Consider the following 24,910-nt stretch of genomic DNA (forward strand, 5'->3'; position numbering starts at 1 on the left):
CGGGGGGGGTGGTCGCGGGGGGGTCTCCCGCCTGGGGGGTGCGCGGGGGGGGCCCGGGGGGCCTTTTCTTGCGGCGGGTGGGGGGGGGCCGGCCCCCCGGGCCGGGGCCCCCCCCCCGCCCCTGTCCCGAGGAGCACCTCATGGCTGGTCTCATCCGCAGGAACTTCGACACCGATCCCGACGAGGTCCGCCCGTTCGAGGCGGACAAGGGCGAGATGCGCCTGGTCCACCTGGACGGCGGGGGCGTCGGACGGGCGGTGTTCCAGCCCGGCTGGCAGTGGTCCCAGCACGTCAAGCCGATCGCCGGAACGAACAGCTGCCAGGCCTCCCACGCCGGCTACGTCCTCTCCGGACGGCTGAAGGTCGTCATGGACGACGGCGAGGAGGACGAGTTCGGTCCCGGCGACTTCATGCTCTGCGAGCCCGGCCACGACGCCTGGGTGGTCGGCGACGAGCCGGCCGTCGTCCTGGACTGGCAGGGCTACGTCGACTACGCCAAGCGCTCCTGAGCACCCGGCCGGCGGTGCTCAGCCCCGCCGGACCTCGTGCATGAAGCACCCGAAGTCCACCGCCCGGACGTGCGCCACGGCCACCTGCGGGTCGGCGAGCAACCGTGCCGCGACCGCCTCGGCGGTGTCCGGCTCGACCAGCTCGCCGCCGAGGATGTGCCCGCACCGGTCGTACAGGCGCACCAGCCGCCGGCCGCCGTGGAAGCCCTCCGGCCAGCCCCGGCCCGCCGGACCGGCGCACGGGCCGTCGTGGACGAAGACCGGGCCGGTCTCGTCGTACGGGCCGGGCTCGGCCCCGGTCTCGGCGGCCCAGCGCCGCAGCGGCGCGTAGGAGACCAGGGCGATCCGCTCGCCGGGCCGTGCCCTGGTCAGGCAGCAGCGCAGCGGGGCGCCGCCGGCCCCGTCGACGGAGCGCACCGGCGCACGGCCGGAGTCGTCGCGCACCAGCAGGGCGCGGTGCACGGCGGGGTCGATCGCGTGGACGGTCAGGACGGACGGGGTGGCGGGGGTGGTCGTCATGCCTCCACCCTCCCGGTGCGGAGGCCGGGATTCCGGCGGAAATCGGCCGTCGCGTTCCGTCCCGTCCCCGGCCGTCAGTGCGCGGACGGTGTGCCCGCCCCGCTGCCGCCGGTGGCCCAGGGGTCGGGCCGGCGCGGGTCGATCAGCTCTGCGAGCCGCGTCCCGTCGGCGGCCCAGGCCGCGACGGCCGGGGAGCCGGTGGGCCCGTTCGGTCCGGAGGGCGCCGGGGCGGTGGCGGGGAACACCGCGTAGTAGGCGGTCCAGCCGTCCATCCCGGTGGTGGTGACCAGGGGCGCGACGACCTGCGTGCCCTTGAGCTCGACCACGATCCGGGCCGGGGCCGGGCCCAGGTACATCCCGGTCACCACGGTGCCGCCCTGGTGACCGCTGCTCTGCGCGGTGATGGTGGGCCGGGTGTGGTCGAGGTTGTCGCTGGTGGCGTCGCGGCAGCCGAACGGCGTCTCCCAGGTGCCGGTGGCGCTCACCCACGCCTCGACGCAGGACCCGGTCGCGGTGACGCTCATCCGCATGCCGTCGACGATCGTGACCTGCTCCCCGGGGGCCACCCGCCTGACCGGTGAGTCCGGCGTCCGCCGGGGGCCGGTGGAGGGCTGCCGGGTTCCGGGCGCCTCCGGCGCGACGGGCACGTACGTCGGCGCCGTCGCCGTCGCTCCTCCCGCCGTCGCCCCGCCCGCCGGTGCCCCCGCCGCCACCACCCCGGCCGCCGTCGCCGCCCCGCCCGCCGGCCGGCCGTCGCCCGGGGCCAGCGCCGTACCGCCGGCGATCACCGCCACGGCCAGCACGGCCGCCCCGGTGGCGGCCCGCCGCCGGGCCCGGCGCCGCCGCGCCCCGGCGATCACCGCCGCCGGATCGGGGCCGCCCGTGCCCGGTCCCCGCTCCCCCCGCTTGAGCAGTTCGTCGAGCCGCCGCTCGAAAGCCGTGTCGTCGCTCATACCGCCACCTCGATGTCGCTCGGGTCGTGGCCCGCCGGACCGCCGGTGCGGTCGGCGAGCTCGGGCCGTGCGCGCAGCTTCGACAGCGCCCGGTGCAGGGTCGACTTGACCGTCCCGGGCGCGATGCCCAGTTCGGCGGCGGTCTGCGCCTCGCTCAGGTCCGCGTAGTACCGCAGCACCACCACCGCCCGCTCGCGCCGGGTGAGGGCGGCCAGCGCCTGGTGCAGCAGCGCCCGCTGGGCCTGCTGCTCGGCGAAGTCCGCCGGCCCCGGCCGGTCGGGTGCGCGGTCGGTGGGCAGCTCACGGTTGCGCAGCCGCCGCCACCAGTCGCGGTGCTGGTTGACGACGATCCGCCGCACGTAGGCGGCCGGGTCGTCCGCGTTCGCGGTGATCCGGGGCCAGTGCAGGTAGGCGCGTTCCAGCGCGGACTGCACGATGTCCCCGGCCCGGTGCGGGTCGCCGGTCAGCAGTTCGGCCAGCCTGGTCAGCCGGGGTCCGGCGCCGACGACGAACGCGCTGAACTCGGCGTCCAGGCGCTCTCTCTGCTCGCGTTTCACACCCCCCTGACTCCTCGGGGCGCGGGGGAGGTTCTGTCCTCCCGGGCGGAAATCGCGGGGTGCCCCCGGCGGGCGTCAGATCGCGCTGCCGGCCTTCCAGTCGGCCCAGCCCATGTTCCAGCCGTTGAGGCCGTTGGACGGCGCGACGGTCTTGTCGCCGGAGTTCACGACCTCGACCACATCGCCGATCATCGAGCTCTTGAAGAACTTGTAGCCGTCCGCGCCGGCGTCCTGGCCGCCCTTGACGTCCCGCAGGCCGACGCAGCCGTGGCTGGTGTTCTGGCTGCCGAAGATCGACGGCGGGGACCAGTAGTTGCCGTGGATGAAGGTGCCGGAGGTGCTGAGCCGCATCGCGTGCGGCACGTCCGGGATGTCGTACTCGCTGCCGAGGCCGACGGTCTGCGAGTTCATCCGGGTCTGCTGGTACTGCTCGGTGATCACCATCCTGCCGCCCCAGGTGCGGTACTCCGGCGAGCCGCCGGAGATCGCGTAGACGGCGCTGACCTGGCCGTCCGTGGTGACGGTGAGCTTCTTGGTGGCGAGGTCGGCGACGCTGGTCTGCGCCCGGCCGATGGTGAAGCGGACGTCCTTGGACTGGGTGCCGTAGACGCCCTTGGCGCCCTGGACGTCCTTCAGCCGGAGCTTCACGGTCACCTTGGTGCCCTTGGCCCAGTACTCCCGCGGCCGGAAGTCGAGGCGGGTGCTGGAGAACCAGTGCCCGACGATCTCGACGCCCGGCTCGGCTATCACGGTGATCGCCTGCTGGACGGCCTTGCGGTCGGTGACCGGCTTGCTGAAGTTGATCGAGACCGGCATGCCGACGCCGACGACCGAGCCGTCCTCGGGGGTGAAGTAGCCGACGAAGGTGTTGGCCGGGGTCGCCGTGGTGAAGACGGCGTTGGCGTCGGCCTCCAGCTTCTCCTTGTCGAAGGCGACCGCGGACACCGTGTACTTGGTGCCGCTGGCCGGGGCGGCGGCGGAGGTCCAGACGGTGCCGTCGGCGGACAGCTCGCCGGCCAGCGCCTTGCCGGTGGAGTCGGTGACCTTGACCGTGGTGAGGGCGCCGCCCGCGACGGCGACCCGGACCGGCTCGCTGAAGCTGGCGGCGGTGGCGCCGTCGGCCGGGGTGACGGTGATCACGGCGGTCGAGGTCTTCGGGGTGGGGGTGCTGGTGGCGCTGGGCGTGGGCTGCGCGCTGCCGGTGGCCGCCCCACCGGTGCCGCCGCCGGTGCCGGTGGAGCCGGTGTCCGTGCCGCCGGTCCCGCCGCTGCCGCCGGCGCCGTTGTCGGCGCTCTTGCTGTCGTTGCAGGCCGCGAGCAGCAGGACCGGGGCGCCGATCAGGCCCGCCAGTACGCCGCGCCGGCTCCAGTTGCTCCCGGCCGCTCGGCCCTGACCTTCCCGTGCCGTCACGTCGCCCACTCCCTGTTGATCATCCGGGCTTTACGGATACAGAAACGCAATCCGTGCGTTCACGGTTCCATCACCAACGGCTTGCGATCGTACGAGAATCCGAAAGTCGGCGCCAAATATGGACAAAAGCCCGGCCCGCGGACCGCGGACCGGGCATGCACGGGCTGTGACGGGCGCGCCCTACTCGGCGGACTCCTCCACCGCGTACTCGTCCCACTCGCCGCCCTCCGGGTCGAAGTCGGTCTTCGCCGACTCCCAGGTCGCCGAGGCCAGCTCGACCCCCGGGACGTCGCCGAGCAGCGCCACCGGGTCGATGAAGTGGGCGAGCGAGCCCGACGGGTCCACCTCGATGGCCTCGACGGACTGCGCGCGCTCCTCGTCGTCGAGGTACTCGTCGCCGGCCACCTGCTGCAGGGCCGCCGCCTTGAGGGCGCCCTCGTCGGTGATCTCGGCGATGAGCTCGATGCTGAGCCGGACGTAGCGCGGGCTGTCCTGGCCGGTCGTGTCAGTGCTGGTCATGACAGTGAGACTACGGGAACGAGCCGGTGCGCAGGCACGGAAGACGGGAGGGGCCGGCCCTCCGCGTGGAGGACCGGCCCCGCCGCCTCCGCCGGACTCCCCCACCCGGGAGCCGCGGAGACGCGCCAAGCGGCGCGGGTCGCCCGGAGAGCCGCCACACCCTGGCAGCCGGCCGGAGCCGGGCAGGGGCGGGACGACGGCGCCTCCGCGGGCAGGGGCACCAGCGGCCGGGTCAGGACCGACCGTCGGGCCCGAGACGGACCGCGCCGCCGGGGAGCCGCTCCCGGTCGGTCACCGCCGTCTCGCTCGGCGTCTTGCCGTGAGCACAACGATGCCGCAGCCGTGTTAAGCCCGTGCTGCACGGAGATGACGCCGGTGTACCAGTTCGCCCGGAAACGGAAGCCCGCGCCCCGCGGGCCCCCCGGCCGCCGGATCGGGGGCGGCGGCCGGTCCGGACCCGGCGCCCGGCCTCAGTGCCCGGCCTCAGTGCCCGGCGCGGCTGCCGGTCAGGAAGCCCAGCAGGTCCTGGCGGGTGACGATGCCCTGCGGCTTGCCCTCCACCAGCACCACCGCGGCGTCGGCCTTCTCCAGCACCGCCATCAGGTTGGTGACGGTCTCGCCCGAGCCGACCACCGGCAGCGGCTTGGACATCACCTTGTCCAGGGTGTCGGTCAGCTGGATGTCGCCCGCGAAGACGCCCTCCAGCAGCAGCTTCTCCACCACCGAGCCGATCACCTCGCCGGCCATGATGTCCGGGTGGCCGGCGCCCGGCGAGACCACCGGCATCTGCGAGACGCCGTACTCGCGCAGCACCCGGACCGCCTCGGAGACCGTCTCGTTGGGGTGCATGTGGACGAACTGCGGAATGCCCTCGTGCTCGATGGCGTCCTTGCGGGCCAGCACCTCGCCGATGTGCGCCTCGTCGGTGGCGGACGGCAGGAAGCCGTAGTCGGCCATCCAGTCGTCGTTGAAGATCTTCGACAGGTAGCCGCGGCCGCCGTCCGGCAGCAGCACCACGACGACGTCGTCCGGGCCGAGCCCGCGGGCCACCTCCAGCGCGGCGACGACCGCCATGCCGCAGGAGCCGCCGACCAGCAGGCCCTCCTCCTTGGCCAGGCGGCGGGTCATCTGGAAGGAGTCCTTGTCGGAGACGGCGACGATGCCGTCCGCGACGGTGCGGTCGTAGGCGGTCGGCCAGAAGTCCTCACCGACGCCCTCGACCAGGTACGGCCGGCCGGTGCCGCCCGAGTAGACCGAGCCCTCCGGGTCGGCGCCGATCACCTGGACCTTGCCGCCGGAGACCTCCTTCAGGTAGTTGCCGGTGCCGGAGATGGTGCCGCCGGTGCCGACGCCCGCCACGAAGTGGGTGATCCGGCCCTCGGTCTGCTCCCACAGCTCGGGACCGGTGGAGTGGTAGTGCGAGGCCGGGTTGTCCGGGTTGGAGTACTGGTCCGGCTTCCAGGCGTTCGGGGTCTCCCGGACCAGGCGGTCGGAGACGTTGTAGTACGAGTCCGGGTGCTCGGGGGCGACGGCGGTCGGACAGACGACCACCTCGGCGCCGTAGGCGCGCAGCGTGTTGATCTTGTCGGTGGAGACCTTGTCCGGGCAGACGAAGATGCACTTGTAGCCCTTCTGCTGGGCCACGATCGCCAGGCCGACACCCGTGTTGCCGGAGGTCGGCTCGACGATGGTGCCCCCGGGCTTGAGCGCGCCGGAGGCCTCGGCGGCCTCGATCATGCGCATCGCGATGCGGTCCTTCACCGAGCCACCGGGGTTGAAGTACTCGACCTTGGCGAGCACCGTCGCGCTGATCCCCTCGGTGACCTTGTTCAGCTTGACCAGCGGCGTGTTGCCGACCAGGTCGATGATCGAGTTGTGGTACCGCACGGGGGTCCTCCCGGTCTGTGGGCATGCAGTGGCTTTCGGTACTGCAAAGCCTAGGCCGTACCACGCGCCCCGGAAGGCCCTCGCGCCCCACGAACGGACCACCCCCGTCGTAGGCCGGGCCGATCGCGGGTACTAGGGGTGTACACGCATCGGGAGCGGCCCCCCACGGGGCGGCGCGAGGACGCGAAGGGGGCACCGGATGTCCACGGCACAGGAGTCCCGGGCCCGGGTGGCCCGCAGGATCGCCACCGCGGCGGCGTACGGCGGCGGCGGGCTGGGCGTGCTGGGCGTGGGCCTGGTGGGCCTGCTGCTGACCGAGAGCAAGCTGGCCGTCCAGGCCATCGGCATCCTGGAGGGCGCTCCGCCGAAGGCCGACGGCGTCTACGGCGAGGCCTTCGCCGACACCTCCGCCGCCCCGCAGCCACCGCTGGTGCTGGCCTTCCTCGGCGACTCCACCGCGGCCGGCCTCGGGGTGCTGCGGGCCCGCGAGACGCCGGGCGCGCTGCTCGCCGCCGGGCTCGCCTCGGTCGCCGAGCGTCCGGTGCGGCTGGTCAACGTGGCCTTCAGCGGCGGCCGCTCCGCCGATCTGGCCGGGCAGCTGGACCAGGCCCTGGCGCACCGCCCCGACATCGCCGTGATCATGGTCGGCGCCAATGACGTGACCCGGCACAGCCCGGCCCAGCTCGCGGTGCGCCAGCTCGGCGAGACGGTCGCCGCACTGCGCGCCGCCGGCTGCCAGGTGGTGGTGGGCACCTGCCCGGACCTCGGGACGATCAAGCCGGTCCGCCCGCCGCTGCGCTGGGTGGCCCGCCGGCTGAGCCGTCAGCTGGCCGCCGCGCAGACCATCGCGGTGGTGGAGGCGGGCGGGCGGACGGTCTCGCTCGGCTCGCTGCTCGGTCCGGAGTTCGCGGCCCGGCCGGAGATGTTCGCCGCCGACCGCTACCACCCCTCGGCCCAGGGCTACGCGACGGCCGCGATGGCCGTGCTGCCCTCGGTCTGCGCCGTACTGGACCTCTGGCCGCAGGAGGAGCGGCCGGACGGGACGGTCCCGGGCGAGGCGGTGCTGCCGGTGGCGGTGGCCGCGGCGGCCGCGGCCGGACGGTCCGGCTCCGAGGTGGCGGCGGTCGGCGGCGAGGCCGGCGCGGCCGGACGCTGGGCGCTGCTGCGTCACCGGCTGCGGGTCGGCCTGCCGGGTTCCGGAGCCTTCGCGGAGCCCCCTGCGGAGGGCCGGCCGACCGGCCGGAGCACGTCGGCCAGCTCACACGCCGGAGCGGATGACGCCTGATCTACCAGGCGGTAACTTTCCTCCCGGACGCCTGTCCGCCGCCACTCAGCGAGGAGCCCGTCATGCCCGAAGCCGTCATCGTCAGCGCCGCCCGTTCGCCGATCGGCCGGGCCTTCAAGGGCTCGCTGAAGGACGTCCGCCCGGACGACCTGACCGCGCACATCATCCAGGCCGCCCTGGCCAAGGTGCCGCAGCTGGACCCGCGCGAGATCGACGACCTGATGCTCGGCTGCGGCCTGCCCGGCGGCGAGCAGGGCCACAACCTGGCCCGCATCGTGGCCGTGCAGATGGGCATGGACTACCTGCCCGGCGCCACCATCACCCGCTACTGCTCCTCCTCGCTGCAGACCACGCGGATGGCGCTGCACGCGATCAGGGCCGGCGAGGGCGACGTCTTCGTCTCGGCCGGCGTGGAGACCGTCTCGCGCAGCGTCCACGGCACCTCGGACGGCCTGCCGGGCACCATGAACCCGCTGTTCGACGAGGCCCGGGCGCGCACGGCCGAGCGGGCCGAGAAGGGGACGTGGGGGGCCGACGGGCAGGGGCCGGGCTGGCACGACCCGCGCGAGGACGGGCTGCTGCCGGACGCCTACATCGCGATGGGCCAGACCGCCGAGAACCTGGCCGCGCTCAAGGGCATCACCCGCGCCGAGCAGGACGAGTTCGGCGTGCGCTCGCAGAACCTCGCCGAGGCCGCCATCGAGGCCGGCTTCTGGGAGCGCGAGATCACCCCGGTCACGCTGCCGGACGGCACCGTGGTCAGCCAGGACGACGGCCCGCGCGCGGGCGTCACCCTGGAGGGCGTCTCCGGCCTGAAGCCGGTGTTCCGCCCGGACGGCACGGTGACCGCCGGTAACTGCTGCCCGCTGAACGACGGCGCCGCCGCCCTGGTCATCATGTCCGACACCAAGGCCCGCGAGCTGGGCATCACCCCGCTCGCCCGGGTGGTCTCGACCGGCGTCAGCGCGCTCTCCCCCGAGATCATGGGCTACGGCCCGGTCGAGGCCTCCCGGCAGGCGCTCAAGCGGGCCGGCCTGACCATCGGCGACATCGACCTGGTCGAGATCAACGAGGCCTTCGCCGCCCAGGTGATCCCGTCCTACCGCGACCTCGGCGTGGACCTGGATCGGCTGAACGTCAACGGCGGCGCGATCGCGGTGGGCCACCCCTTCGGCATGACCGGCGCCCGGATCACCACCACCCTGATCAACTCCCTGCAGTGGCACGACAAGCAGTTCGGCCTGGAGACCATGTGCGTCGGCGGCGGCCAGGGCATGGCGATGGTCATCGAGCGACTGAGCTGACCCCGAACGACCCCTGCCACGGCCGGATCCGTCAACCCGGAAGGGTCCAGACCACCCATTTGGAGTGACGCAGCGTAATTGAGGGCCGGATCACACCGAGAGGTCGATCCGGCCCTCTTTCCTGTCATTTCCGGACCGGAAATCGACGGTGCGGAGCGGATCAACTCCGCAGCGTAGAGCGGGACTACCTAACAATTTGGGGACAAGAGCGAAAGTCACCGACAAAGTGGACATTCGCCACTGCAGTGACAGGGCCGGATGCGGCAGTGTGGAGACGTAACCCCGTTCCGCTCCTCGCTAGGAGTACGTTCCGTGAGCGCCGTCTACACCATCCTGCTGCTGATCCTGATCGCCGTGTCGACCGCCGTGCTGCTCCACCTCCGGGGAATCTCCCGTCGGCTGGACGCGCGGGCGACCGCCGCGCCGGCCGTCGACGAGGCGGCGATACGCCGGGCCGTCGCCGACGCGCTGGCCGCCGACCGCGAGCGGGAGATCACCGAGGCCCGGGCGTTCTGGGCCGAGCAGGAGGCCCGTGCGGCCGAGGACGCGCCCCTGTTCGACTCCCCCTTCGCCGGGGTGTTCAACACCACCGACGAGTGGCCGCTCTTCTTCCCCCGCCCGACCGGGCCGAGCGAGGCGGCCGACAACGCGGGCACCATGGATCCGGAGTTCGGCGAGGCGCTGCGCTCGGCGCTGGAGGACCTCATCCAGGAGGGCGGCGCCCGCCCGGCCGAGCCCGAGACCGAGGGCGGCGCCCCGGTGCGCCCCGGCCACCCGACCGGCCACCCGGCCGGCGCCCCGGCCGCCGAGACCGCCGGGGAGGCCCGGGCCCGCCGCGAGGCCGACCTGCTGGCCACCGGTCTGGAGGCCGGGCTGCTGGACGCCGAGCCGGCCGTCGAGGACGCCCCGGCCCCCGCGCCCGACCCGCGCCGCCACCCCTCGCACCCCGACTTCGTCCCCAGCCAGGCGCCGTCCCGGGAGTGGACCGACACCCGGCTGACCGCGCTCGCCGAGGAGGCGACCGCCCTGGTCGACGTCCGCCCCGGCCCGCTCGGCACCCTGGACGTCTACGCCTTCGCCGACGGCACCACGCTCTGCGTGGCCCCGGGCGACCGCGAGGCCGCGTACCGGCTGATCGATGCCGTCCGGGCCGGCGAGAACGTGCGGCTGCTCGGCGGCTCCCGGTTCTCCGGCTCCTACTCGCTGACCTTCTCCACCGACGAGGACACCGTGTACGTGCTCGCCGACCGGGTGGTGGCCAGCATCTGACGCGACCGACGCGCACCGGCCGAGGGGCCGGCCGGATCAAGGGGTTACCGATCCGGCCGGCCCCTCGGCCGTTCGCGTGCCGGGTGGCGGGTGGCGGGCAGCGGGCGCCGGAGGGCCGGAGGGTCAGAGGGTCAGAGGGTCAGAGCGCCGCGGTGGTCTCCGCGAGCCACCCCAGGGCCTGCGCCCGCAGCGCCCGCACCGTCAGCGGCCCGTCCGGCAGCGCCACCGCGGCGTCCGCGGGCAGCGCGGCCAGCGCCGCCGCCAGGTCGTGCCCGACCACCGCGAGCTGGTCGCCGACGGCGAACGCCCCGGCGTCCGGCAGCTCCTGCGACGGCCCGCCGCCCGCACCACCGCCGGCCCCGCCGGCCGGCCGCGCCCCCTCGGCCGCCAGCGCCGCGGCCGCCAGCCGGCGGGCCAGTGCCAGCCCGGCCGCCGCCCGCGAGGGGTGCCCGGGAACGGCGCCCAGCAGCCGGCTCTGCGGCATCGCGCGGAACCGGTCGGCGAGCGCGTCGACGGCTTCCACCAGGGTCTTCTCATCGGGCGTCTCGGACATGCCGCGAGCATACGGGGCCCGGACGCCGAAAGCCGCCGGGCCCCGGAGCGGGTGCTCCGGGGCCCGGCGGCAGTGGTGGCGCGAGGGAGGATCAGTCGTCGCCGCGCAGGATCGCGATCAGCCGCAGCATCTCGACGTAGATCCAGACCAGCGACAGGGTGAGCCCGAAGGCGGCCCGCCAGGACTCCTTCTGCGGGGCGCCGTGCGCGATCGCCTCCTCGATGGCGGCGAAGTCCAGCGAGAGGAAGAACGCGCCGAGGCCGATGCCGACCAGGCCGACCACGATGCCGAGCGGGCCGGAACGCAGCCCCATGTCGGCGCCGAAGACCATCGAGGCCACCAGGTTGACCAGCATCAGCAGCACGAAGCCCATGGCGATCGCGATGCCGATCCGGGTGTAGCGCGGGGTGACCCGGATCCGGCCGGTCTTGTAGGCGATCAGCATCGCCGCGAAGACCGCCGCGGTCCCCAGCACCGCCTGGATCGCGATGCCCGGCCAGATGGTGTTGAACACCTTGGTGATCGCGCCGAGCGCGAAGCCCTCCAGACCCGCGTAGAGCAGGATCAGCGGCGGGCTGACGCTCCGCTTGAAGGAGATCACCATGCCGACCACGAAGGCGATCAGCGAGGCGCCGATGGCCAGGCCGAAGTTCCGGTCCGGCAGGGCGAACCAGGCCAGACCGCCGGCCGCGACCAGGGTCAGCAGCGTCATCGCGGTGCGCGCGACCACGTCGTCGAGCGTCATCCGGCCGGTCGCCAGCGGACCGGCGGACGGCGCGTTGTACATCTCGACGAGCTGCTCGTCGGTCAGCGGCGCCTGGCCCTGCGGCTGCTGGGCGTAGGGGCTGTTGGCGTACGGGTTGTTCCCGTACGGGTTGTTGCCGTAGGGGTTGGTGGCGGTCGGGCCCCCGGCCGGCGGGGTCTGGGTGGTCCCGAAACCCGCGTAGCCGGACTCGCGGGTGAAGGACCCCTCCCGCGAGAAGACCGGGTTGCTGCTTCTCATTGCTCATTCCCTCCGTGGCGGCACTGCACCGCCCGAACCACAAGGGTAATGGCTTGGCAAAGAAATCGGCATCCGCCGCGAGAAGGATTCGGGTGTGACCTCCGGCGGGGACGCCGGAGGGCGTCCCCGCGAGCAAGTACGTGCCCAGAGCCGGACTCGAACCGGCACGGCCTTTCGGCCAAGCAGTTTTAAGCTGCCCGTGTCTGCGTTCCACCATCTGGGCGTCCTGCGGACCCGGCCCCGCGGACGGAGCGGAGAGCATCGCCCAGCCGCCCGTGCGGACCACCCCTGAGCCTAGTCGCCCGGCCTCCCCTTTCGCATGTTCCAAGGCGGGGAAGTTGTCATGTTTCCTTGCCATCTGACGAACAGTTCGTGATTTGGCCACCGAACCCGCCCGATCCGGCCACCGCCCTTCCGCTCAGGGTGGGTGTCATACCGCAGGAGGAGAGCGCCACCTGGGCGTACACCCAGCGGCGGTCAGGCCAACCGTCCGGCGGAGCGACGAGAAACCATGATCATCCGGCGGAGCATGGAGGTACGGCCGGACACCCCTGGAAGGGCCCGGCCGGACGAGCACCCCTGCGCGCCGCGCCCACCCGGCGCGCCCCCTGTCTGCCGAGCCCGAGGAGCACCCCCGTGACCACGTCGACCGCAACCGCCGTCCGCACCGGCCGGGCGGCCGCCCGCGCCACCGGCCTGAACAAGGTCTACGGGGAGGGGGAGACCCGCGTCGTCGCCCTCGACAACGTCAGCGTCACCTTCCCCCAGGGCGAGTTCACCGCGATCATGGGCCCCTCCGGCTCCGGCAAGTCGACCCTCATGCACTGCATGGCCGGCCTCGACACCGTCACCTCCGGCTCCTCCACCATCGGCGACACCGAACTCGTCGGCCTCAAGGACAAGCAGCTCACCCAGCTGCGCCGCGACCACATCGGCTTCATCTTCCAGGCCTTCAACCTGCTGCCCACCCTCACCGCCCTGGAGAACATCACCCTCCCGATGGACATCGCCGGCCGCAAGGCCGACAAGCAGTGGCTCGACAAGGTGGTCGAGACCGTCGGCCTGTCCGGCCGGCTCTCCCACCGCCCCAGCCAGCTCTCCGGCGGCCAGCAGCAGCGCGTCGCCTGCGCCCGCGCCCTGGCCGGCAAGCCCGACATCATCTTCGCCGACGAACCCACCGGCAACCTCGACTCCCGCTCCGGCGCCGAGATCCTCGCCTTCCTGCGCAACTCCGTGCGCGAACTCGGCCAGACCGTCGTCATGGTCACCCACGACCCCGTCGCCGCCTCCTACGCCGACCGCGTCGTCTTCCTCGCCGACGGCCGCATCGTCGACGAACTGACCCACCCGACCGCCGACGCCGTCCTGGACCGCATGCGCCGTTTCGACGCCAAGGGCCGCACCAGCTGACGCCCCGCGCCGGCCGCCCGACCCTTCGCAGACCTCAGGACCCCAGGACACCCCATGTATCGCACCGCACTGCGCAATGTGCTGGCCCACAAGGGCCGACTGCTGATGACGGCGCTGGCCGTCATGCTGGGCACCGCCTTCGTGGCCGGCACCATGGTCTTCTCCGACACCTTCGGCAAGGCCATGCGGGACAACAACTCCAAGAGCTACTCCGACGTGGCGGTCCAGGTCGTCGACACCGCCGCCGGCGCCGGCGCGACGGCCCGGGAGAAGAGCGAGAAGAGCGCGGTCACCCTGACCGACGCCACCGTCCAGCAGCTCGCCGCGCTCCCCGGCACCGCGAGCGCCCGCGGCGTGGTCAGCGGCTTCACCGGTGTCGCCGACAAGGACGGCACCCTGATCGGCCGGCCCTGGACGGCCAGGGGCGCCAACTTCGCCCCCGGTCCGGACGGCAAGGACGCCCGCTACCCGATGGCCGAGGGCCAGGGCCCGAAGAGCGGCAAGGAGATCGCCCTCGACCGCAGGACCGCCGACAAGGGCGGCTACAAGGTCGGCGACACCGTCCGGGTCGGCTCCAACGGCCCGGTCCTGGAGGCGAAGCTCACCGGCATCTTCACCACCGACGACCCGGTGGTGAACTCCGGCGGCACCCTCACCCTGTTCGACCGCGCCACCGCCCAGCAGCTGCTGCTGGAGCCCGGCCGCTACAGCAGCATCGTGCTCGCCGCCAAGCCCGGCACCAACCAGGACGCCCTGCTCTCCGAGGTGACCCAGAAGCTCCACCCGGAGCAGCAGATCGAGGCCCGCACCGGCGCCGACCTGAAGGCGGAGGACGAGCGGCTGATCGAGAAGAGCAGCGAGAGCATCCGCACCATGCTGCTCGCCTTCGCCGCGATCTCGCTGTTCGTCGGCATCTTCATCATCGCCAACACCTTCACCATGCTGGTCGCCCAGCGCACCAAGGAGCTGGCCCTGCTCCGCGCGGTCGGCGCCAGCCGCAAGCAGGTGACCCGCTCGGTGCTGGTCGAGGCGCTCGCCATCGGCACCGTCTCGGCCGCGGCCGGCCTGCTCGCCGGTCTCGGCGTCGGCGCGGGGATGCAGTCCCTGATCGCCTCGCTGGACGACGGCATGCCGACCGGCCCGCTGGTGATCAAGCCGCTGACCGTGGTGGTCACCCTGGTCGTCGGCATCCTGGTCACGGTGCTCTCCGCGCTGCTGCCGGCCGTGCGCGCCGCGCGGATCGCCCCGGTCGCCGCGATGAGCAGCGGTGACCAGCCGGTCAGCCAGAAGTCCCTGGTGGTCCGCAACGTGATCGGCTCGCTGCTGGCCGCCGCCGGCATCGCGCTGATCGCCTTCGGCGCCTCGAAGGGCAACTCCGACGGCCGGATGCCGGTCGCGTTCGGCGCGCTGCTCGCCGTCCTCGGCGTCTTCGTCCTGCTGCCGCTGCTCTCCCGCCCGGTGATCGCCCTGGTCGGCCCGGTCCTCGGCAAGCTGTTCGGCACCCCCGGCAAGCTGGCCCGGCAGAACGCGGTGCGCAACCCGCGCCGCACCGCCGCCACCGCCGCCGCGCTCACCATCGGCCTGACCCTCGTCAGCGGTCTGACGGTGATCGGCGCCTCGGTCGCCGACACCCTGGACCGGACGGTCACCAGCTCGATGAAGGCCGACTACCTGGTCTCCGCGGCCAACGGGATGAGCCTGTCCGACAAGGTCCCGGCCGAGATCGCCAAGGCCCCCGGGGTGGCCGCCTCCTCGCCGCTGACCTCCGTCTACTGGGATCTCAACGGCAAGGGCCGGACGATCACCGGCCTGAACGCCGACAGCCTCGACAAGCTGGTCTCGGTGACGATGAAGAGCGGCTCGATGGCCACCGCCGCCCAGGGGCAGCTGCTGCTCGACGAGGACGCCGCGCAGAAGGCGGGCGTCACCACCGGCTCCAAGGTCGACGTCACCTACGGCGACGGGAGCAAGGGCTCCCTGACCGTCGGCGGCGTCTACGAGAAGGGCGGCCTGCTCGGCGGGGCGCTGCTGGCCAACAGCGAGATCGTCAAGCACGAGCCGCAGCCCTACCTGAACAACGTCCTGGTCAAGGGCACCGGCGGGGAGACCGAGGCGCTCAAGAAGGCGCTCAAGGACGCCACCGGCGCCAACCCGGTGATCGAGGTCAAGTCGCGCCAGGACGTCCGGGACGACTTCAGCCAGACCATCACCTTCGCGCTCAACCTGATGTACGGCCTGCTGGCGATGTCGGTGATCGTCGCGATCCTCGGCGTGATCAACACCCTGGCGATGTCGGTCTTCGAGCGCAAGCGCGAGATCGGCATGCTGCGGGCGATCGGCCTGGACCGCTCCGGCATCAAGCGGATGGTCCGTCTGGAGTCCGTGGTGATCTCGGTCTTCGGCGCCGGCATCGGGGTCCTGCTCGGCTGCTTCATGGCCTGGGCGATCAACGGCACCCTGAAGTCCAGCCTGCAGGGCATGGCCACCGTGGTCCCCTACGGCCAGCTGCTGCTCTTCCTGGTCCTGGCCGGCCTGGTCGGCCTGGTGGCCGCCTTCTGGCCCGCCCGCCGCGCCTCCAAGCTGGACATCCTGGCCAGCATCAAGACGGACTGACCACCGGGTCCTGACACTCGGAAGGCCCCTGCCGGAGGGTTTCGGCAGGGGCCTTCTTCGTACTTCTGTACTCCGCCCGACTCGCACAGCCGGCTGAGCACCACGGAGGTCGTGGTCCGGCAGCACTGCCGGGCGGAGGGCCTCCGACTCATACCCCGGTGCTCCCACACCGGGGTCCGCAGTCGCTTACTTGCTGGCGAGCTCCTTGCCGGCGGCCGGCTCGGCGGCCGCGACGGCGGGCTTGGTGGGGGCCGTGACCTCCTGGATCGGCTGGTACGGGTTCTCCATCTGCGACAGGCCGACCATCTCGCGCTTCAGGAACATGGCGAGGGTCCAGTCGGTGAAGACCCGGACCTTCCGGTTGAAGGTGGGGACCATGGCGCCGTGGTACAGGCGGTGGAACCACCAGGCCGGACGGCCCTTCAGCTTGTACTTGCCGAAGAGGATCGCGACACCCTTGTGCAGGCCGAGGCCGGCGACCGCACCCAGGTTCTTGTGCTTGTACTCCTGCTGCGGGAAGCCGCGCATGCCGGAGATCACGTTGTCGCCGAGGACGGCGGCCTGGCGCACGGCGTGCTGCGCGTTCGGCGGGCACCAGGCGCCCTCGCCGGCGGCGAGGTCCGGCACCTGGGCGTTGTCGCCGGCGGCCCAGACGTAGTCGAAGCCCTGGACCTGGAGGGTCGGCGCGGTGTCGACGTGGCCGCGCGGGCCCAGCGGCAGGCCGAACCGGGCCAGCACCGGGTTCGGCTTCACGCCGGCCGTCCACACGATGGTGGAGGCGTCCATCTCCATGCCGTTCTTCAGCACGACGTGGCCGTCGACGCAGGAGTCCATCGAGGTCTCGATGTAGACCTCGATGTTGCGCTCCTCCAGCTTCTCCTTGGTCCACAGACCGAGGTCCGGGCCCATCTCGGGGAGGATGCGGTTGGCGGCCTCGACCACGACGAAGCGCATGTCGTCACGGCTGACGGTCTTGTAGATCTTGGAGGCGTCGCGCGCCATGTCCTCGATCTCGGCGATCGTCTCGACGCCGGCGAAGCCGCCGCCGATGATGACGAAGGTCAGCGCCTTGCGGCGGACCGCCTCGTCCGTGGTGGACTCGGCCTTGTCCAGCTGCGCCATGACGTGGTTGCGGAGGGCGATGGCCTCCTCCACGGTCTTCATGCCGATGCCGTTCTCGGCCAGACCCGGGATCGGGAAGGTGCGGGAGACCGAACCGGTCGCGACGACCAGGTAGTCGAAGGGCAGCTCGTACGAGTCGCCGGCCGCGGGCTGGATCGTGGCGATCTTGCGCTCGTGGTCCACACCGGTGACCGCACCGGTGAGCACCTCCGCGTTCTTCAGCGCGGTGCGCAGGGGCGCGACGAGGTTGCGGGGCGCGACGTTGCCGCCGGCCGCCTCGGGGAGGAAGGGCAGGTACGTCATGTACGACCGCGGGTCCACGACCGTGACGGTCGCTTCGCCGTAGCGCATCTTCTTGAGGATGCGCATCGCGGCATACAGGCCGACGTAACCACCGCCGACAATGAGGATGCGAGGACGCTCCGTGGTGCTCATATCCGAAAGTATCCAGCACCGCCCGGAGCAGTCTTCGTGAGCCCGCTCACAAGCTTATGGACCCCTTCTGCTACACTGCGCGCCCCCGTTCCGGCCCCCCGCCGGACCCCGCGCGGCCCTCCCGGGCCCCCGGTGCGCACGTCCGTTCGGACGCCCCCGCTGAGCAGCAACGATCCTTGACACGGCCCGGTTCCCGCATGGGATTTCGATTTTCAAACCTCCGGCGGGCCGGAACCTGCGATCCAGCGGTGATCACCCCCGGCGAACCTTCGGTCCCACATATCGGACGGACCGGGCCGCCGAGTACGGCGAAAGACCGGATCCTCATGTGAAGAAATTCACGAACATTCCCGCCCGACCGTCGGCGCGCCCCGGCCCCGGAGCCCCAGGGGGGGCTGCCGGGGCCGGTCGGCGGGTCCTCCGCCTGCTCAGCGGGCGATGCTCCAGGCGATTCCGTCGAGGATGTCGTGCTCGCTGACGACCACCTCGGCGGCGCCGGTGCGCTCCATGATCTCCAGCAGTTCCAGCGCGCCGGCCGCGATCACGTCCACCCGTCCCGGGTGCATCGACGGGATCGCCGCCCGCTCCGCGTGGGTGGCGTGCAGCAGCCGGTCGGCGATCTCGGCGACCCGCTCCCGGGAGATCCGGGAGTGGTGGATCGCCTCCGAGTCGTACCGGGGCAGGTCCAGGGCGATCGCCGAGATGGTGGTGACCGTGCCGGCCAGGCCGACCAGGGTGGCCGCGCCGGTCAGCGGGACGGCCTCGGCGGCCCGGTCCAGCTCCGCCCGCACGTGCGCGCGCGCCTCGGCGATCTGCTCGTCGGACGGCAGCTCGGCGCCGCCGAAGTGCCGCTCGGTCAGCCGGACGCAGCCGATGTCCACCGAGCGCGCCGCCCGGACGTCCTCGTCCCCGAGCACGAACTCGGTCGAGCCGCCGCCCAGGTCGAAGACCAGGTACGGGGCGGGGAACTGACCGCCGGTGAGCTCCTTGGTCGCGCCGACGAAGGACAGGTGCGCCTCCTCCTCGCCGCTGACCACCTCGGGCTCGACGCCCAGGGCCGCCCGCACGCCGTCGACGTACTCGGCGCTGTTCTCGGCGTCCCGGGAGGCACTCGTGGCGACGAAGCGGATCCGCTCCGGGCCCACCCCGAGGTCCGCGATCACCCCGGCGTACTCCCGGCAGGCGGCGAAGGTGCGCTCCAGCGCGTCCGGGTGCAGCCGGCCGGTGCGGTCCACGCCCTGGCCCAGCCGGTTGATGATCATCCGCCGGTCCAGGTCGGTGATCGCCCCGGTCTCCGGGTCGAGGTCGGCGACCAGCAGCCGGATCGAGTTGGTGCCGCAGTCGATCGCGGCGACCCGGGTGGTGGTCACGCCCCGGCCTCCCCCGCCTCGTCCGCCTCCTGCGCGGCCCGCTTGGCGGCGCGCTCGGCGGTCTTCTGCTCCTTGGCCGCGATCACGGCCGCATGGTCCTGCTCCTTGGCCCGGTTGCGGACCACCCGATCGCCGGCGGCCGCGACCTCGGCGGCGGAGACGCAGGGGCCCTTGGCCCACCAGTCCTCCAGCATGCCGATCGCCTCGTCGCCGAGCGGGTTGACGCCCTCGCCGGCCGCCAGCGAGTGGCCGACCAGCACGTGCAGGCACTTGACCCGGTCCGGCATGCCGCCGGCGCTCGGGAAGCCCTCCAGCACCTCGATGGCGTCACGGCGGGCGATGTAGTCCTCGTGCGCCTTCTGGTACGCCGCGGCCAGCTCCGGGTCCTCGGCGAGCCGGGCGCTCTGCTCCTTCATCACGCCGTCCGCCTCCAGGGTGCCGATCAGCGAGGCGGCCTTGGGGCAGGTCAGGTAGTAGAGCGTCGGGAACGGCGTGCCGTCCCGCAGGCGGGGGGCCGTCTCCACGACGTCCGGGTTGCCGCACGGGCAGCGGTGGGCCACGGCGCGCAGGCCGCGCGGGACCCGGCCGAGCTGTGCGGCGATCGCCGCGACGTCCTCGTCGGAGACGGTGGGGTGGTTCTCAGTGGTCATGGGAGGAGCTGTCTCCAGCGGGGGCGGGGGCGGGTGGTGAGGGTGGGGCGGACTGCCCCGGGGCGGCGGGGGCCGCCGGCGCGGCGGCGGCGTCCACGGAGTCCCAGACGCTGGCGTACCAGGGCCGGGCCGCCTTGGCCGGCGCGGCCGCCGGGCCCGCCGCGGGCGGCGGTGCGCCCAGCGCGGACTTCCCGGCGTCCTTGGCCGCCGGGTCCACCGCGATGTACGGGGTCTCCCCCGGCATCGCGTAGTGCAGCCGGGTGCGGGCCTGCGCCTTGACGTACTCCGGGTCCTGCCAGCGGGCCTTCTCCCGGCGCAGCTGCTCGACCTGCTGCCGGGCGTGCTCGGCCCGGGCGCGCTGCGCCGAGATCTCCGAGCGCTGGGAGACGAACTGCCGGGTCGGGTAGGCCAGGATCGCCACCAGTGAGCAGAGCACCAGCACGAGGACGGTCGCCCGGCTCGTGAACCGGGGCCGGGCCGCCAAGCCCGGGATCCTCCAGCCTGCCATCTCCGGTGTCCCCCTCCTGCTCCTGGTCCGCTCCTGGTCGCGACGGTGCCCCGCCGTCCACCCTACGGGGTGAACGGCGGGGCACCGGTCAGGCGTGCGCTACCGGGACGTCCCGGCGTCGACGGCCGGGGCGCCGCCGGGCGGGCTCAGCCCTCGTGCTTGAACCGCGGGAAGGCGCCGCGGCCGGCGTACTCGGCGGCGTCGTCGAGGATCTCCTCGATGCGCAGCAGCTGGTTGTACTTGGCGACGCGCTCGGAGCGGGCCGGGGCGCCGGTCTTGATCTGGCCGCAGTTGGTGGCGACGGCGAGGTCGGCGATGGTGACGTCCTCGGTCTCGCCGGAGCGGTGCGACATCATGCAGCGGTAGCCGTTGCGCTGGGCCAGCTCGACGGCGTCCAGGGTCTCGGTCAGCGAGCCGATCTGGTTGACCTTCACCAGCAGCGCGTTGGCGGTGCCGGTCTCGATGCCGCGGGCCAGGCGGGCCGGGTTGGTGACGAACAGGTCGTCGCCGACCAGCTGGACCTTGTCGCCCAGCTTCTCGGTCATGGCCTTCCAGCCGTCCCAGTCCGACTCGTCCAGCGGGTCCTCGATGGAGACCAGCGGGTAGGCGTCGACCAGGCCGGCGTAGTACTCGATGAGCTCGGCGGAGGTGAGCGCCTTGCCCTCGAACTGGTAGGCACCGTCCTCGTAGAACTCGGAGGAGGCGACGTCCAGGGCGAGCGCGACGTCCTTGCCCGGCACGTAGCCGGCCTTCTGGATGGCCTCGACGATGAGGTCCAGGGCCTCGCGGTTGGAGTCCAGGTTCGGGGCGAAGCCGCCCTCGTCGCCCAGGCCGGTCGACAGACCGCGCTCCTTCAGCACGCCCTTGAGGGTGTGGTAGACCTCGACGCCCCAGCGGACGGCCTCGGAGAAGGACTCCGCGCCGATCGGGGCGATCATGAACTCCTGGATGTCGACGTTGGAGTCCGCGTGCGAGCCGCCGTTGAGGATGTTCATCATCGGGACCGGCAGGACGTGGGCGTTCGGGCCGCCCAGGTAGCGGAACAGCGGCAGGTCGCTGGCCTCGGAGGCGGCGTGCGCGACGGCCAGCGAGACGCCCAGGATGGCGTTGGCGCCGAGCGAGGACTTGTCCGGGGTGGCGTCCAGGTCGAGCATGGCCTGGTCGATCAGGCGCTGCTCGGTGGCGTCGTAGCCGACCAGCTCCGGGCCGATCTGCTCGATGACGGCCAGGACGGCCTTCTCCACGCCCTTGCCGAAGTAGCGGTTCTTGTCACCGTCGCGGAGCTCCAGCGCCTCGAAGGCGCCGGTGGAGGCACCCGACGGGACGGCGGCACGGCCGGTGCTGCCGTCGTCGAGGCCGACCTCGACCTCGACCGTGGGGTTGCCGCGCGAGTCGAGAATCTCACGGGCGACGACGACATCGATGGACGGCACGAGGCATCTCCTAGCGGAAGCAGGTTCGGCTGACGGTGGGTGCTGTCGGCCGGACGATTGCGGAGTCGTTACGACCAGAGCCTAACCGCACGGGCTGTCCGGGCCACGTCGACCTCGGCTCCGTCTCAGCGTGTGGCCCGGCTACCCACCGGTAGTTCACCTGGTTGCCCGACCCGAGGGGGCCGGATGCGGACGAAGGGGGACCGATCGGTCCCCCTTCGTCCCGTGCGGCCGGACCGGCCGTCAGGCGAGGCTCAGCACCTGGCCCGGGACGATCAGGTTCGGGTCGGCGCCGACGGTGCCGCGGTTGCCGTCGTACAGCGCCTGCCAGCCGCCGGAGACGCCCTGGGCGGTGGCGATCCCGGCGAGGGTGTCGCCGGAGCGGACGGTGTAGCCCTGGCCGGCCGGCTGCTGCGCGGCGGGGGCGGCCGGGGCGGCGGCCTGCTGGCCGGCGTACTGCTGGTAGACGCTCTGGTGGCTGGTCCAGTACCAGGCGCCGTTGCTCTGGTACCAGAACACCTTGGCGTCGGCGTCCCAGCCGGCCTTGCCGGAGAAGGCCGGCGACTGCTGCTGCGCCTGCGGGGCCTCCTGCTTGGGCGCGGCGTGCTTCGGCGCGTACTGCTGCGCCTGCGGCTTGGCGGCCTGCTGCTGGACCTGCGGGGCCTGCTGCTTGGGCGCGGCGTGCTTGGGCGCGGCGGGCTTCGCGGTCTCCTGCTGCGGCTTGGCCTCCTGGGCGGCCTGCGGGACCTGCGGCTTCGGGGCGGCCGGCTTGGCGTCCGTCGAGGTGTCGACCGCCGCCGGGGCGCCGCCCTTGCTCAGGCCGGCCTTCTTGGAGCAGACGGGCCAGGCGCCCGGGCCCTGCGAGGCGAGCACCTTCTCGGCGACCGAGATCTGCTGGGCCTTGGAGGCCTGGTTGGCCTGCGGCGCGTAGGCGGTGCCGCCGTACGCCTTCCAGGTGCTGGAGGTGAACTGGAGGCCGCCGTAGAAGCCGTTGCCGGTGTTGATGCTCCAGTTGCCGCCGCTCTCGCACTGGGCGACCGCGTCCCAGGTGGAGACCGGGGCGGCGGAGGCGCCGGTGGCGCTCAGGATCGGCATGGCCAGTCCGACGCCGGCGACACCGGCGACGGCGATGGCCTTCTCGGCCTGGGTACGGCGACGGTGACGACCGGTTCCAACGAACAGCATGAAGGGGTCCCTCTCCGCACGCCTGCGAGGTGAGCTGTCGGGTTCGGACCGGGAGGTGGCCCGGCCGCGCGGAGGCGGCTTCACCCCTAGCCGTGGGAGACGGCGCAAAACCTGGGTCCCCCGCCCCTGCCCAGGGTTCTGGTCGGTTTCCCGTGGCGCGGCGGGCAGGACTCGGCGTTCCGCGCACGGGGCTCGCAGCTGCGAACTCCAGGGAGAGTAGACAGATCTTCAGAGCAATCACAAGCTCATATCGTCGATATCACATGGACATCACGTCATGTGATGGATTGCCTACCAACCGGGGCGGTATGTCCGGATTGAGGGTGGTTCAGACACCCCGGATCCGGGCAACGGAGAGTCTCCGTCAGCGCGTTGTGCCGATGCGTCAGCCCTCGGAGCCGGTCTCCGGAGCCTTGCCGCCGGGCGTTTTCTCCGGCGTGAATTCCACCGGAAGTTCACGGAGTCCACGCATGATCAGACCACCCCGCCAGCGCAGGTCCACCGGGTCCGCGGCGAGTTCGAGGTCCGGCAGCCGGGTCAGCAGGGTGGCCAGCGCGGCCCGCCCCTCCAGCCGTGCCAGCGGGGCGCCGATGCAGTAGTGGATGCCGTGCCCGAAGCCCAGGTGGGGGTTGTCCGTCCGGGCCAGGTCCAGGGTGTTCTCGTCGGCGAACCGCGCCGGGTCCCGGTCCGCCGCGGCGAGCACCACCAGCACCGGGTCGCCGACCGGGATCCCCACCCCGCCGATGGTCAGCGGACTGGTCGCGAACCGCCAGGTGGCCAGCTCCACCGGCCCGTCGTAGCGCAGGAGTTCCTCGATGCCGGTCTCCAGCAGCGCGCTCTCGCCGCGGCCGACCGACTCCTGGAGCAGGGCGCGCTGTCCCGGGTTGCGCAGCAGCGCGTACACGCCGTTTCCGATCAGGTTGACCGTGGTCTCGAAGCCGGCGAACAGCAGGATGAAGGCCATCGCCGCGGCCTCGTTCTCGGTCAGGTGCTCGCCGTGGTCGCTGGCCCGGATCAGCCCCGAGATCAGGTCGTCGCCGAGATCGGCCCGCTTGCGGTGGATCAGCTCCGCCAGGTAGGCGCGCATCCGCTTCACCGCGCGCCCCACGCCGCCGCGCTGACCGCCACCGTGCCGGATCATCATCCCGGCCCAGTCCCGGAAGTCGTCCTGGTCCTCGGCCGGCACCCCGAGCAGGTCGCAGATCGCGTAGATGGGGAGCGGGAACGCGAACTCGTGGATCAGGTCGGCGGACCCGCGCGCGGCGAAGCCGTCGATCAGCCGGTCGGTCAGCTGCTGCACCCGCGGCTCGAAGGCCGCCACCCGGCGCGGTGTGAACGCCTTCGACACCAGCCGCCGCAGCCGGGTGTGGTCCGGCGGGTCGATGTTCAGCAGGTGGGTCATCAGGTCGGCCTGCCGCTCGCCCGGGATGCCGACCCGGCCGGTGCGGTGGGCCTGCTCGCTGTGGTGCACCGGGTTCTTGGAGAGCCGGCTGTCCGCGAGCGCCTGCCGGGCGTCCGCGTACCGGGTGACCAGCCAGGCCTCCACCCCGCTCGGCAGGGTGGTCCGGTGCACCGGTTCGTGCTCGCGCAGCCAGGCGTACGCGGGGTACGGATCGGCGGCGAACTCCCAGGTGAACAGGGGCGGACGGGGGGAGGCGGGCTGAGCTGGCATGGGTCGACGGTATCCCGGGCGTGTCCCGGTCACCGCACGGCGTGCGCACGCCGTGCGCGCGGGCGGCGCGGGACCCGGACGCGGTCCGCCGCGCGCGGCAGGCGTGAGCCTGGTCACCTGAGGGGTAATTCCTGTTGCGGAGGGTCAGGACCTGCCTACGATCCTCCGCAAGATGTCCGTGGGCGCCGGTGCGGAGCCGCCCACAGGGAGGAGCAAGGCCATGCGGGTCACCGGTTCGGTCGTCGTGATCACCGTGCTCGACGGCGGGTCGGGGGCGGACCTCGCCCGGCGGCTCACCGCTGCGGGGGCCGTCGGCGTGCTGATCGCCGACCAGCGGGTCGGGATCGCCGAGGACCTCGCCACCGAGCTCGACCGGCCGGGCTGCCGGGTCGTCGGCGTCTGCGGCGACGTCCGCCGGCCCAGCGACGTCGCCGCGCTGGTCGACACGGCGGAGAAGCACCTGGGGCCGATCGACCTGTTCTGCGTGGCCGGGCCGGACGGCGAGCGGATCGTCCCGCTCGGCGACCTGCCCGACCACCTCGACCTGGAGCGGCTCGCCGAGCTGGTCGCCCTGGTCGGCGAGGCGATCGGCGAGGTGGTCGTCCCGGCGCAGCGGCGGCCGGTGCAGGACGTGGCCGTCGTCTGAGGCGGCCGGCGCAGGACGCCCCGGCCGGCCCGGGCGCCGCCGCCCCGCCGGCCGCTCCGGTCTCTTATAAAAATATACAAACCCACCACACAACAGAA

General features: G+C 72.8%; 22 protein-coding genes, 1 tRNA gene and 1 riboswitch. Of the genes, 7 read left to right on the forward strand and 16 right to left on the reverse strand.

Going from position 1 to position 24,910, the window contains the following annotated elements; genetic code table 11:
- The first annotated feature begins 140 nt into the window (after positions 1-140).
- Entirely contained in the window at positions 141-509 is a 369-nt protein-coding gene (locus tag ACFXAM_RS26940) for a cupin domain-containing protein (RefSeq protein WP_380294934.1), read from the forward strand.
- An 18-nt stretch (positions 510-527) separates the two neighbouring features.
- Here the strand turns inward: ACFXAM_RS26940 and ACFXAM_RS26945 are convergent, their stop codons facing one another.
- The 6 genes from ACFXAM_RS26945 to ACFXAM_RS26970 form a co-directional block, all read right to left on the reverse strand.
- The gene (locus tag ACFXAM_RS26945; RefSeq protein WP_380294936.1) at positions 528-1,028 is read right to left on the reverse strand and encodes a DUF1203 domain-containing protein; all 501 of its coding nucleotides are present in this window, start codon (positions 1,026-1,028) and stop codon (positions 528-530) included.
- Positions 1,029-1,102: 74 nt separating this feature from the next.
- Positions 1,103-1,981 carry a hypothetical protein gene (locus tag ACFXAM_RS26950; RefSeq protein WP_380294938.1) on the reverse strand — a complete coding sequence of 293 codons (879 nt, stop codon included), beginning with the start codon at positions 1,979-1,981 and terminating at the stop codon, positions 1,103-1,105.
- A complete protein-coding gene (locus tag ACFXAM_RS26955; protein ID WP_380294940.1) occupies positions 1,978-2,538 on the reverse strand; it encodes a SigE family RNA polymerase sigma factor in 561 nt (186 codons plus the stop codon). The genes ACFXAM_RS26950 and ACFXAM_RS26955 overlap by 4 nt, the downstream gene beginning before the upstream one ends.
- 75 nt (positions 2,539-2,613) lie before the next feature.
- On the reverse strand, positions 2,614-3,957 hold the full coding sequence (locus tag ACFXAM_RS26960) for an Ig-like domain-containing protein (RefSeq protein WP_380294941.1): 1,344 nt from the start codon (positions 3,955-3,957) through the stop codon (positions 2,614-2,616).
- A 171-nt stretch (positions 3,958-4,128) separates the two neighbouring features.
- Positions 4,129-4,467: a hypothetical protein gene (locus ACFXAM_RS26965; RefSeq protein ID WP_380294942.1), complete on the reverse strand. Its 339-nt coding sequence runs from the start codon at positions 4,465-4,467 to the stop codon at positions 4,129-4,131.
- Positions 4,468-4,950: 483 nt separating this feature from the next.
- On the reverse strand, positions 4,951-6,354 hold the full coding sequence (locus ACFXAM_RS26970; RefSeq protein ID WP_380294943.1) for a cystathionine beta-synthase: 1,404 nt from the start codon (positions 6,352-6,354) through the stop codon (positions 4,951-4,953).
- Between the two features lie 199 nt (positions 6,355-6,553).
- On the opposite strand from ACFXAM_RS26970, the gene ACFXAM_RS26975 reads away from it, so the two are divergent.
- The 3 genes from ACFXAM_RS26975 to ACFXAM_RS26985 all read left to right on the forward strand — a co-directional run bounded on the left by ACFXAM_RS26975 (position 6,554) and on the right by ACFXAM_RS26985 (position 10,212).
- Positions 6,554-7,639 (forward strand): SGNH/GDSL hydrolase family protein, encoded by a 1,086-nt coding sequence (locus tag ACFXAM_RS26975; protein ID WP_380294944.1) that lies wholly within the window; start codon positions 6,554-6,556, stop codon positions 7,637-7,639.
- A gap of 62 nt (positions 7,640-7,701) precedes the next feature.
- Positions 7,702-8,943 carry an acetyl-CoA C-acetyltransferase gene (locus ACFXAM_RS26980; protein ID WP_380294945.1) on the forward strand — a complete coding sequence of 414 codons (1,242 nt, stop codon included), beginning with the start codon at positions 7,702-7,704 and terminating at the stop codon, positions 8,941-8,943.
- 312 nt (positions 8,944-9,255) lie between these two features.
- Positions 9,256-10,212, forward strand: coding sequence for a hypothetical protein (locus tag ACFXAM_RS26985; protein WP_380294946.1), 957 nt, complete (start codon positions 9,256-9,258; stop codon positions 10,210-10,212).
- Positions 10,213-10,351: 139 nt separating this feature from the next.
- Here ACFXAM_RS26985 and ACFXAM_RS26990 read toward each other — a convergent pair whose 3' ends face one another.
- The 3 genes from ACFXAM_RS26990 to ACFXAM_RS27000 all read right to left on the reverse strand — a co-directional run bounded on the left by ACFXAM_RS26990 (position 10,352) and on the right by ACFXAM_RS27000 (position 11,991).
- The gene (locus ACFXAM_RS26990; RefSeq protein WP_380294948.1) at positions 10,352-10,765 is read right to left on the reverse strand and encodes a hypothetical protein; all 414 of its coding nucleotides are present in this window, start codon (positions 10,763-10,765) and stop codon (positions 10,352-10,354) included.
- Between the two features lie 91 nt (positions 10,766-10,856).
- Complete coding sequence (locus ACFXAM_RS26995) at positions 10,857-11,768, reverse strand: Bax inhibitor-1/YccA family protein (protein WP_380294950.1); 912 nt, start codon at positions 11,766-11,768, stop codon at positions 10,857-10,859.
- A gap of 141 nt (positions 11,769-11,909) precedes the next feature.
- Positions 11,910-11,991, reverse strand: a tRNA-Leu gene (locus ACFXAM_RS27000).
- A 413-nt stretch (positions 11,992-12,404) separates the two neighbouring features.
- Here ACFXAM_RS27000 and ACFXAM_RS27005 point away from each other — a divergent pair.
- Positions 12,405-13,178 (forward strand): ABC transporter ATP-binding protein, encoded by a 774-nt coding sequence (locus ACFXAM_RS27005; protein ID WP_380294952.1) that lies wholly within the window; start codon positions 12,405-12,407, stop codon positions 13,176-13,178.
- A 54-nt stretch (positions 13,179-13,232) separates the two neighbouring features.
- Positions 13,233-15,791, forward strand: a complete 2,559-nt coding sequence (locus ACFXAM_RS27010; protein ID WP_380294954.1) for an ABC transporter permease — start codon at positions 13,233-13,235, stop codon at positions 15,789-15,791.
- A 186-nt stretch (positions 15,792-15,977) separates the two neighbouring features.
- On the opposite strand, the gene ACFXAM_RS27015 is transcribed toward ACFXAM_RS27010, so the two are convergent.
- The 7 genes from ACFXAM_RS27015 to ACFXAM_RS27045 form a co-directional block, all read right to left on the reverse strand.
- Positions 15,978-17,348: an NAD(P)/FAD-dependent oxidoreductase gene (locus ACFXAM_RS27015; protein WP_380294956.1), complete on the reverse strand. Its 1,371-nt coding sequence runs from the start codon at positions 17,346-17,348 to the stop codon at positions 15,978-15,980.
- Positions 17,349-17,776: 428 nt separating this feature from the next.
- Positions 17,777-18,718 carry an exopolyphosphatase gene (locus ACFXAM_RS27020; protein ID WP_380294958.1) on the reverse strand — a complete coding sequence of 314 codons (942 nt, stop codon included), beginning with the start codon at positions 18,716-18,718 and terminating at the stop codon, positions 17,777-17,779.
- A complete protein-coding gene (locus tag ACFXAM_RS27025) occupies positions 18,715-19,386 on the reverse strand; it encodes a DUF501 domain-containing protein (RefSeq protein ID WP_380294970.1) in 672 nt (223 codons plus the stop codon). Before ACFXAM_RS27025 ends, ACFXAM_RS27020 begins: the two co-directional genes overlap by 4 nt.
- Positions 19,358-19,852 carry a septum formation initiator family protein gene (locus ACFXAM_RS27030; protein ID WP_380294960.1) on the reverse strand — a complete coding sequence of 165 codons (495 nt, stop codon included), beginning with the start codon at positions 19,850-19,852 and terminating at the stop codon, positions 19,358-19,360. Before ACFXAM_RS27030 ends, ACFXAM_RS27025 begins: the two co-directional genes overlap by 29 nt.
- Positions 19,853-20,022: 170 nt before the next feature.
- The gene (eno, locus tag ACFXAM_RS27035) at positions 20,023-21,309 is read right to left on the reverse strand and encodes a phosphopyruvate hydratase (RefSeq protein ID WP_380294962.1); all 1,287 of its coding nucleotides are present in this window, start codon (positions 21,307-21,309) and stop codon (positions 20,023-20,025) included.
- A 243-nt stretch (positions 21,310-21,552) separates the two neighbouring features.
- Positions 21,553-22,494 carry a transglycosylase family protein gene (locus ACFXAM_RS27040; protein ID WP_380294964.1) on the reverse strand — a complete coding sequence of 314 codons (942 nt, stop codon included), beginning with the start codon at positions 22,492-22,494 and terminating at the stop codon, positions 21,553-21,555.
- Positions 22,495-22,499: 5 nt separating this feature from the next.
- Positions 22,500-22,648, reverse strand: a riboswitch (cyclic di-AMP (ydaO/yuaA leader).
- A gap of 231 nt (positions 22,649-22,879) precedes the next feature.
- Positions 22,880-24,166: a cytochrome P450 gene (locus ACFXAM_RS27045; protein WP_380294966.1), complete on the reverse strand. Its 1,287-nt coding sequence runs from the start codon at positions 24,164-24,166 to the stop codon at positions 22,880-22,882.
- Between the two features lie 220 nt (positions 24,167-24,386).
- On the opposite strand from ACFXAM_RS27045, the gene ACFXAM_RS27050 reads away from it, so the two are divergent.
- Entirely contained in the window at positions 24,387-24,812 is a 426-nt protein-coding gene (locus ACFXAM_RS27050) for an SDR family NAD(P)-dependent oxidoreductase (protein ID WP_380294968.1), read from the forward strand.
- Positions 24,813-24,910: the final 98 nt, after the last annotated feature.

The organism is Kitasatospora sp. NPDC059462, assembly GCF_042749955.1.
GTDB lineage: Bacteria > Actinomycetota > Actinomycetes > Streptomycetales > Streptomycetaceae > Kitasatospora.

What these genes read in the sequence shown, in the direction of transcription:
- ACFXAM_RS26940 (WP_380294934.1), top strand. Translation starts at nt 141, where the DNA reads ATGGCTGGTCTCATCCGCAGGAACTTCGACACCGATCCCGACGAGGTC.
- ACFXAM_RS26945 (WP_380294936.1), bottom strand. Translation starts at nt 1,028, where the DNA reads ATGACGACCACCCCCGCCACCCCGTCCGTCCTGACCGTCCACGCGATC.
- ACFXAM_RS26950 (WP_380294938.1), bottom strand. Translation starts at nt 1,981, where the DNA reads ATGAGCGACGACACGGCTTTCGAGCGGCGGCTCGACGAACTGCTCAAG.
- ACFXAM_RS26965 (WP_380294942.1), bottom strand. Translation starts at nt 4,467, where the DNA reads ATGACCAGCACTGACACGACCGGCCAGGACAGCCCGCGCTACGTCCGG.
- ACFXAM_RS26975 (WP_380294944.1), top strand. Translation starts at nt 6,554, where the DNA reads ATGTCCACGGCACAGGAGTCCCGGGCCCGGGTGGCCCGCAGGATCGCC.
- ACFXAM_RS26980 (WP_380294945.1), top strand. Translation starts at nt 7,702, where the DNA reads ATGCCCGAAGCCGTCATCGTCAGCGCCGCCCGTTCGCCGATCGGCCGG.
- ACFXAM_RS26990 (WP_380294948.1), bottom strand. Translation starts at nt 10,765, where the DNA reads ATGTCCGAGACGCCCGATGAGAAGACCCTGGTGGAAGCCGTCGACGCG.
- ACFXAM_RS26995 (WP_380294950.1), bottom strand. Translation starts at nt 11,768, where the DNA reads ATGAGAAGCAGCAACCCGGTCTTCTCGCGGGAGGGGTCCTTCACCCGC.
- ACFXAM_RS27010 (WP_380294954.1), top strand. Translation starts at nt 13,233, where the DNA reads ATGTATCGCACCGCACTGCGCAATGTGCTGGCCCACAAGGGCCGACTG.
- ACFXAM_RS27015 (WP_380294956.1), bottom strand. Translation starts at nt 17,348, where the DNA reads ATGAGCACCACGGAGCGTCCTCGCATCCTCATTGTCGGCGGTGGTTAC.
- ACFXAM_RS27040 (WP_380294964.1), bottom strand. Translation starts at nt 22,494, where the DNA reads ATGCTGTTCGTTGGAACCGGTCGTCACCGTCGCCGTACCCAGGCCGAG.
- ACFXAM_RS27045 (WP_380294966.1), bottom strand. Translation starts at nt 24,166, where the DNA reads ATGCCAGCTCAGCCCGCCTCCCCCCGTCCGCCCCTGTTCACCTGGGAG.
- ACFXAM_RS27050 (WP_380294968.1), top strand. Translation starts at nt 24,387, where the DNA reads ATGCGGGTCACCGGTTCGGTCGTCGTGATCACCGTGCTCGACGGCGGG.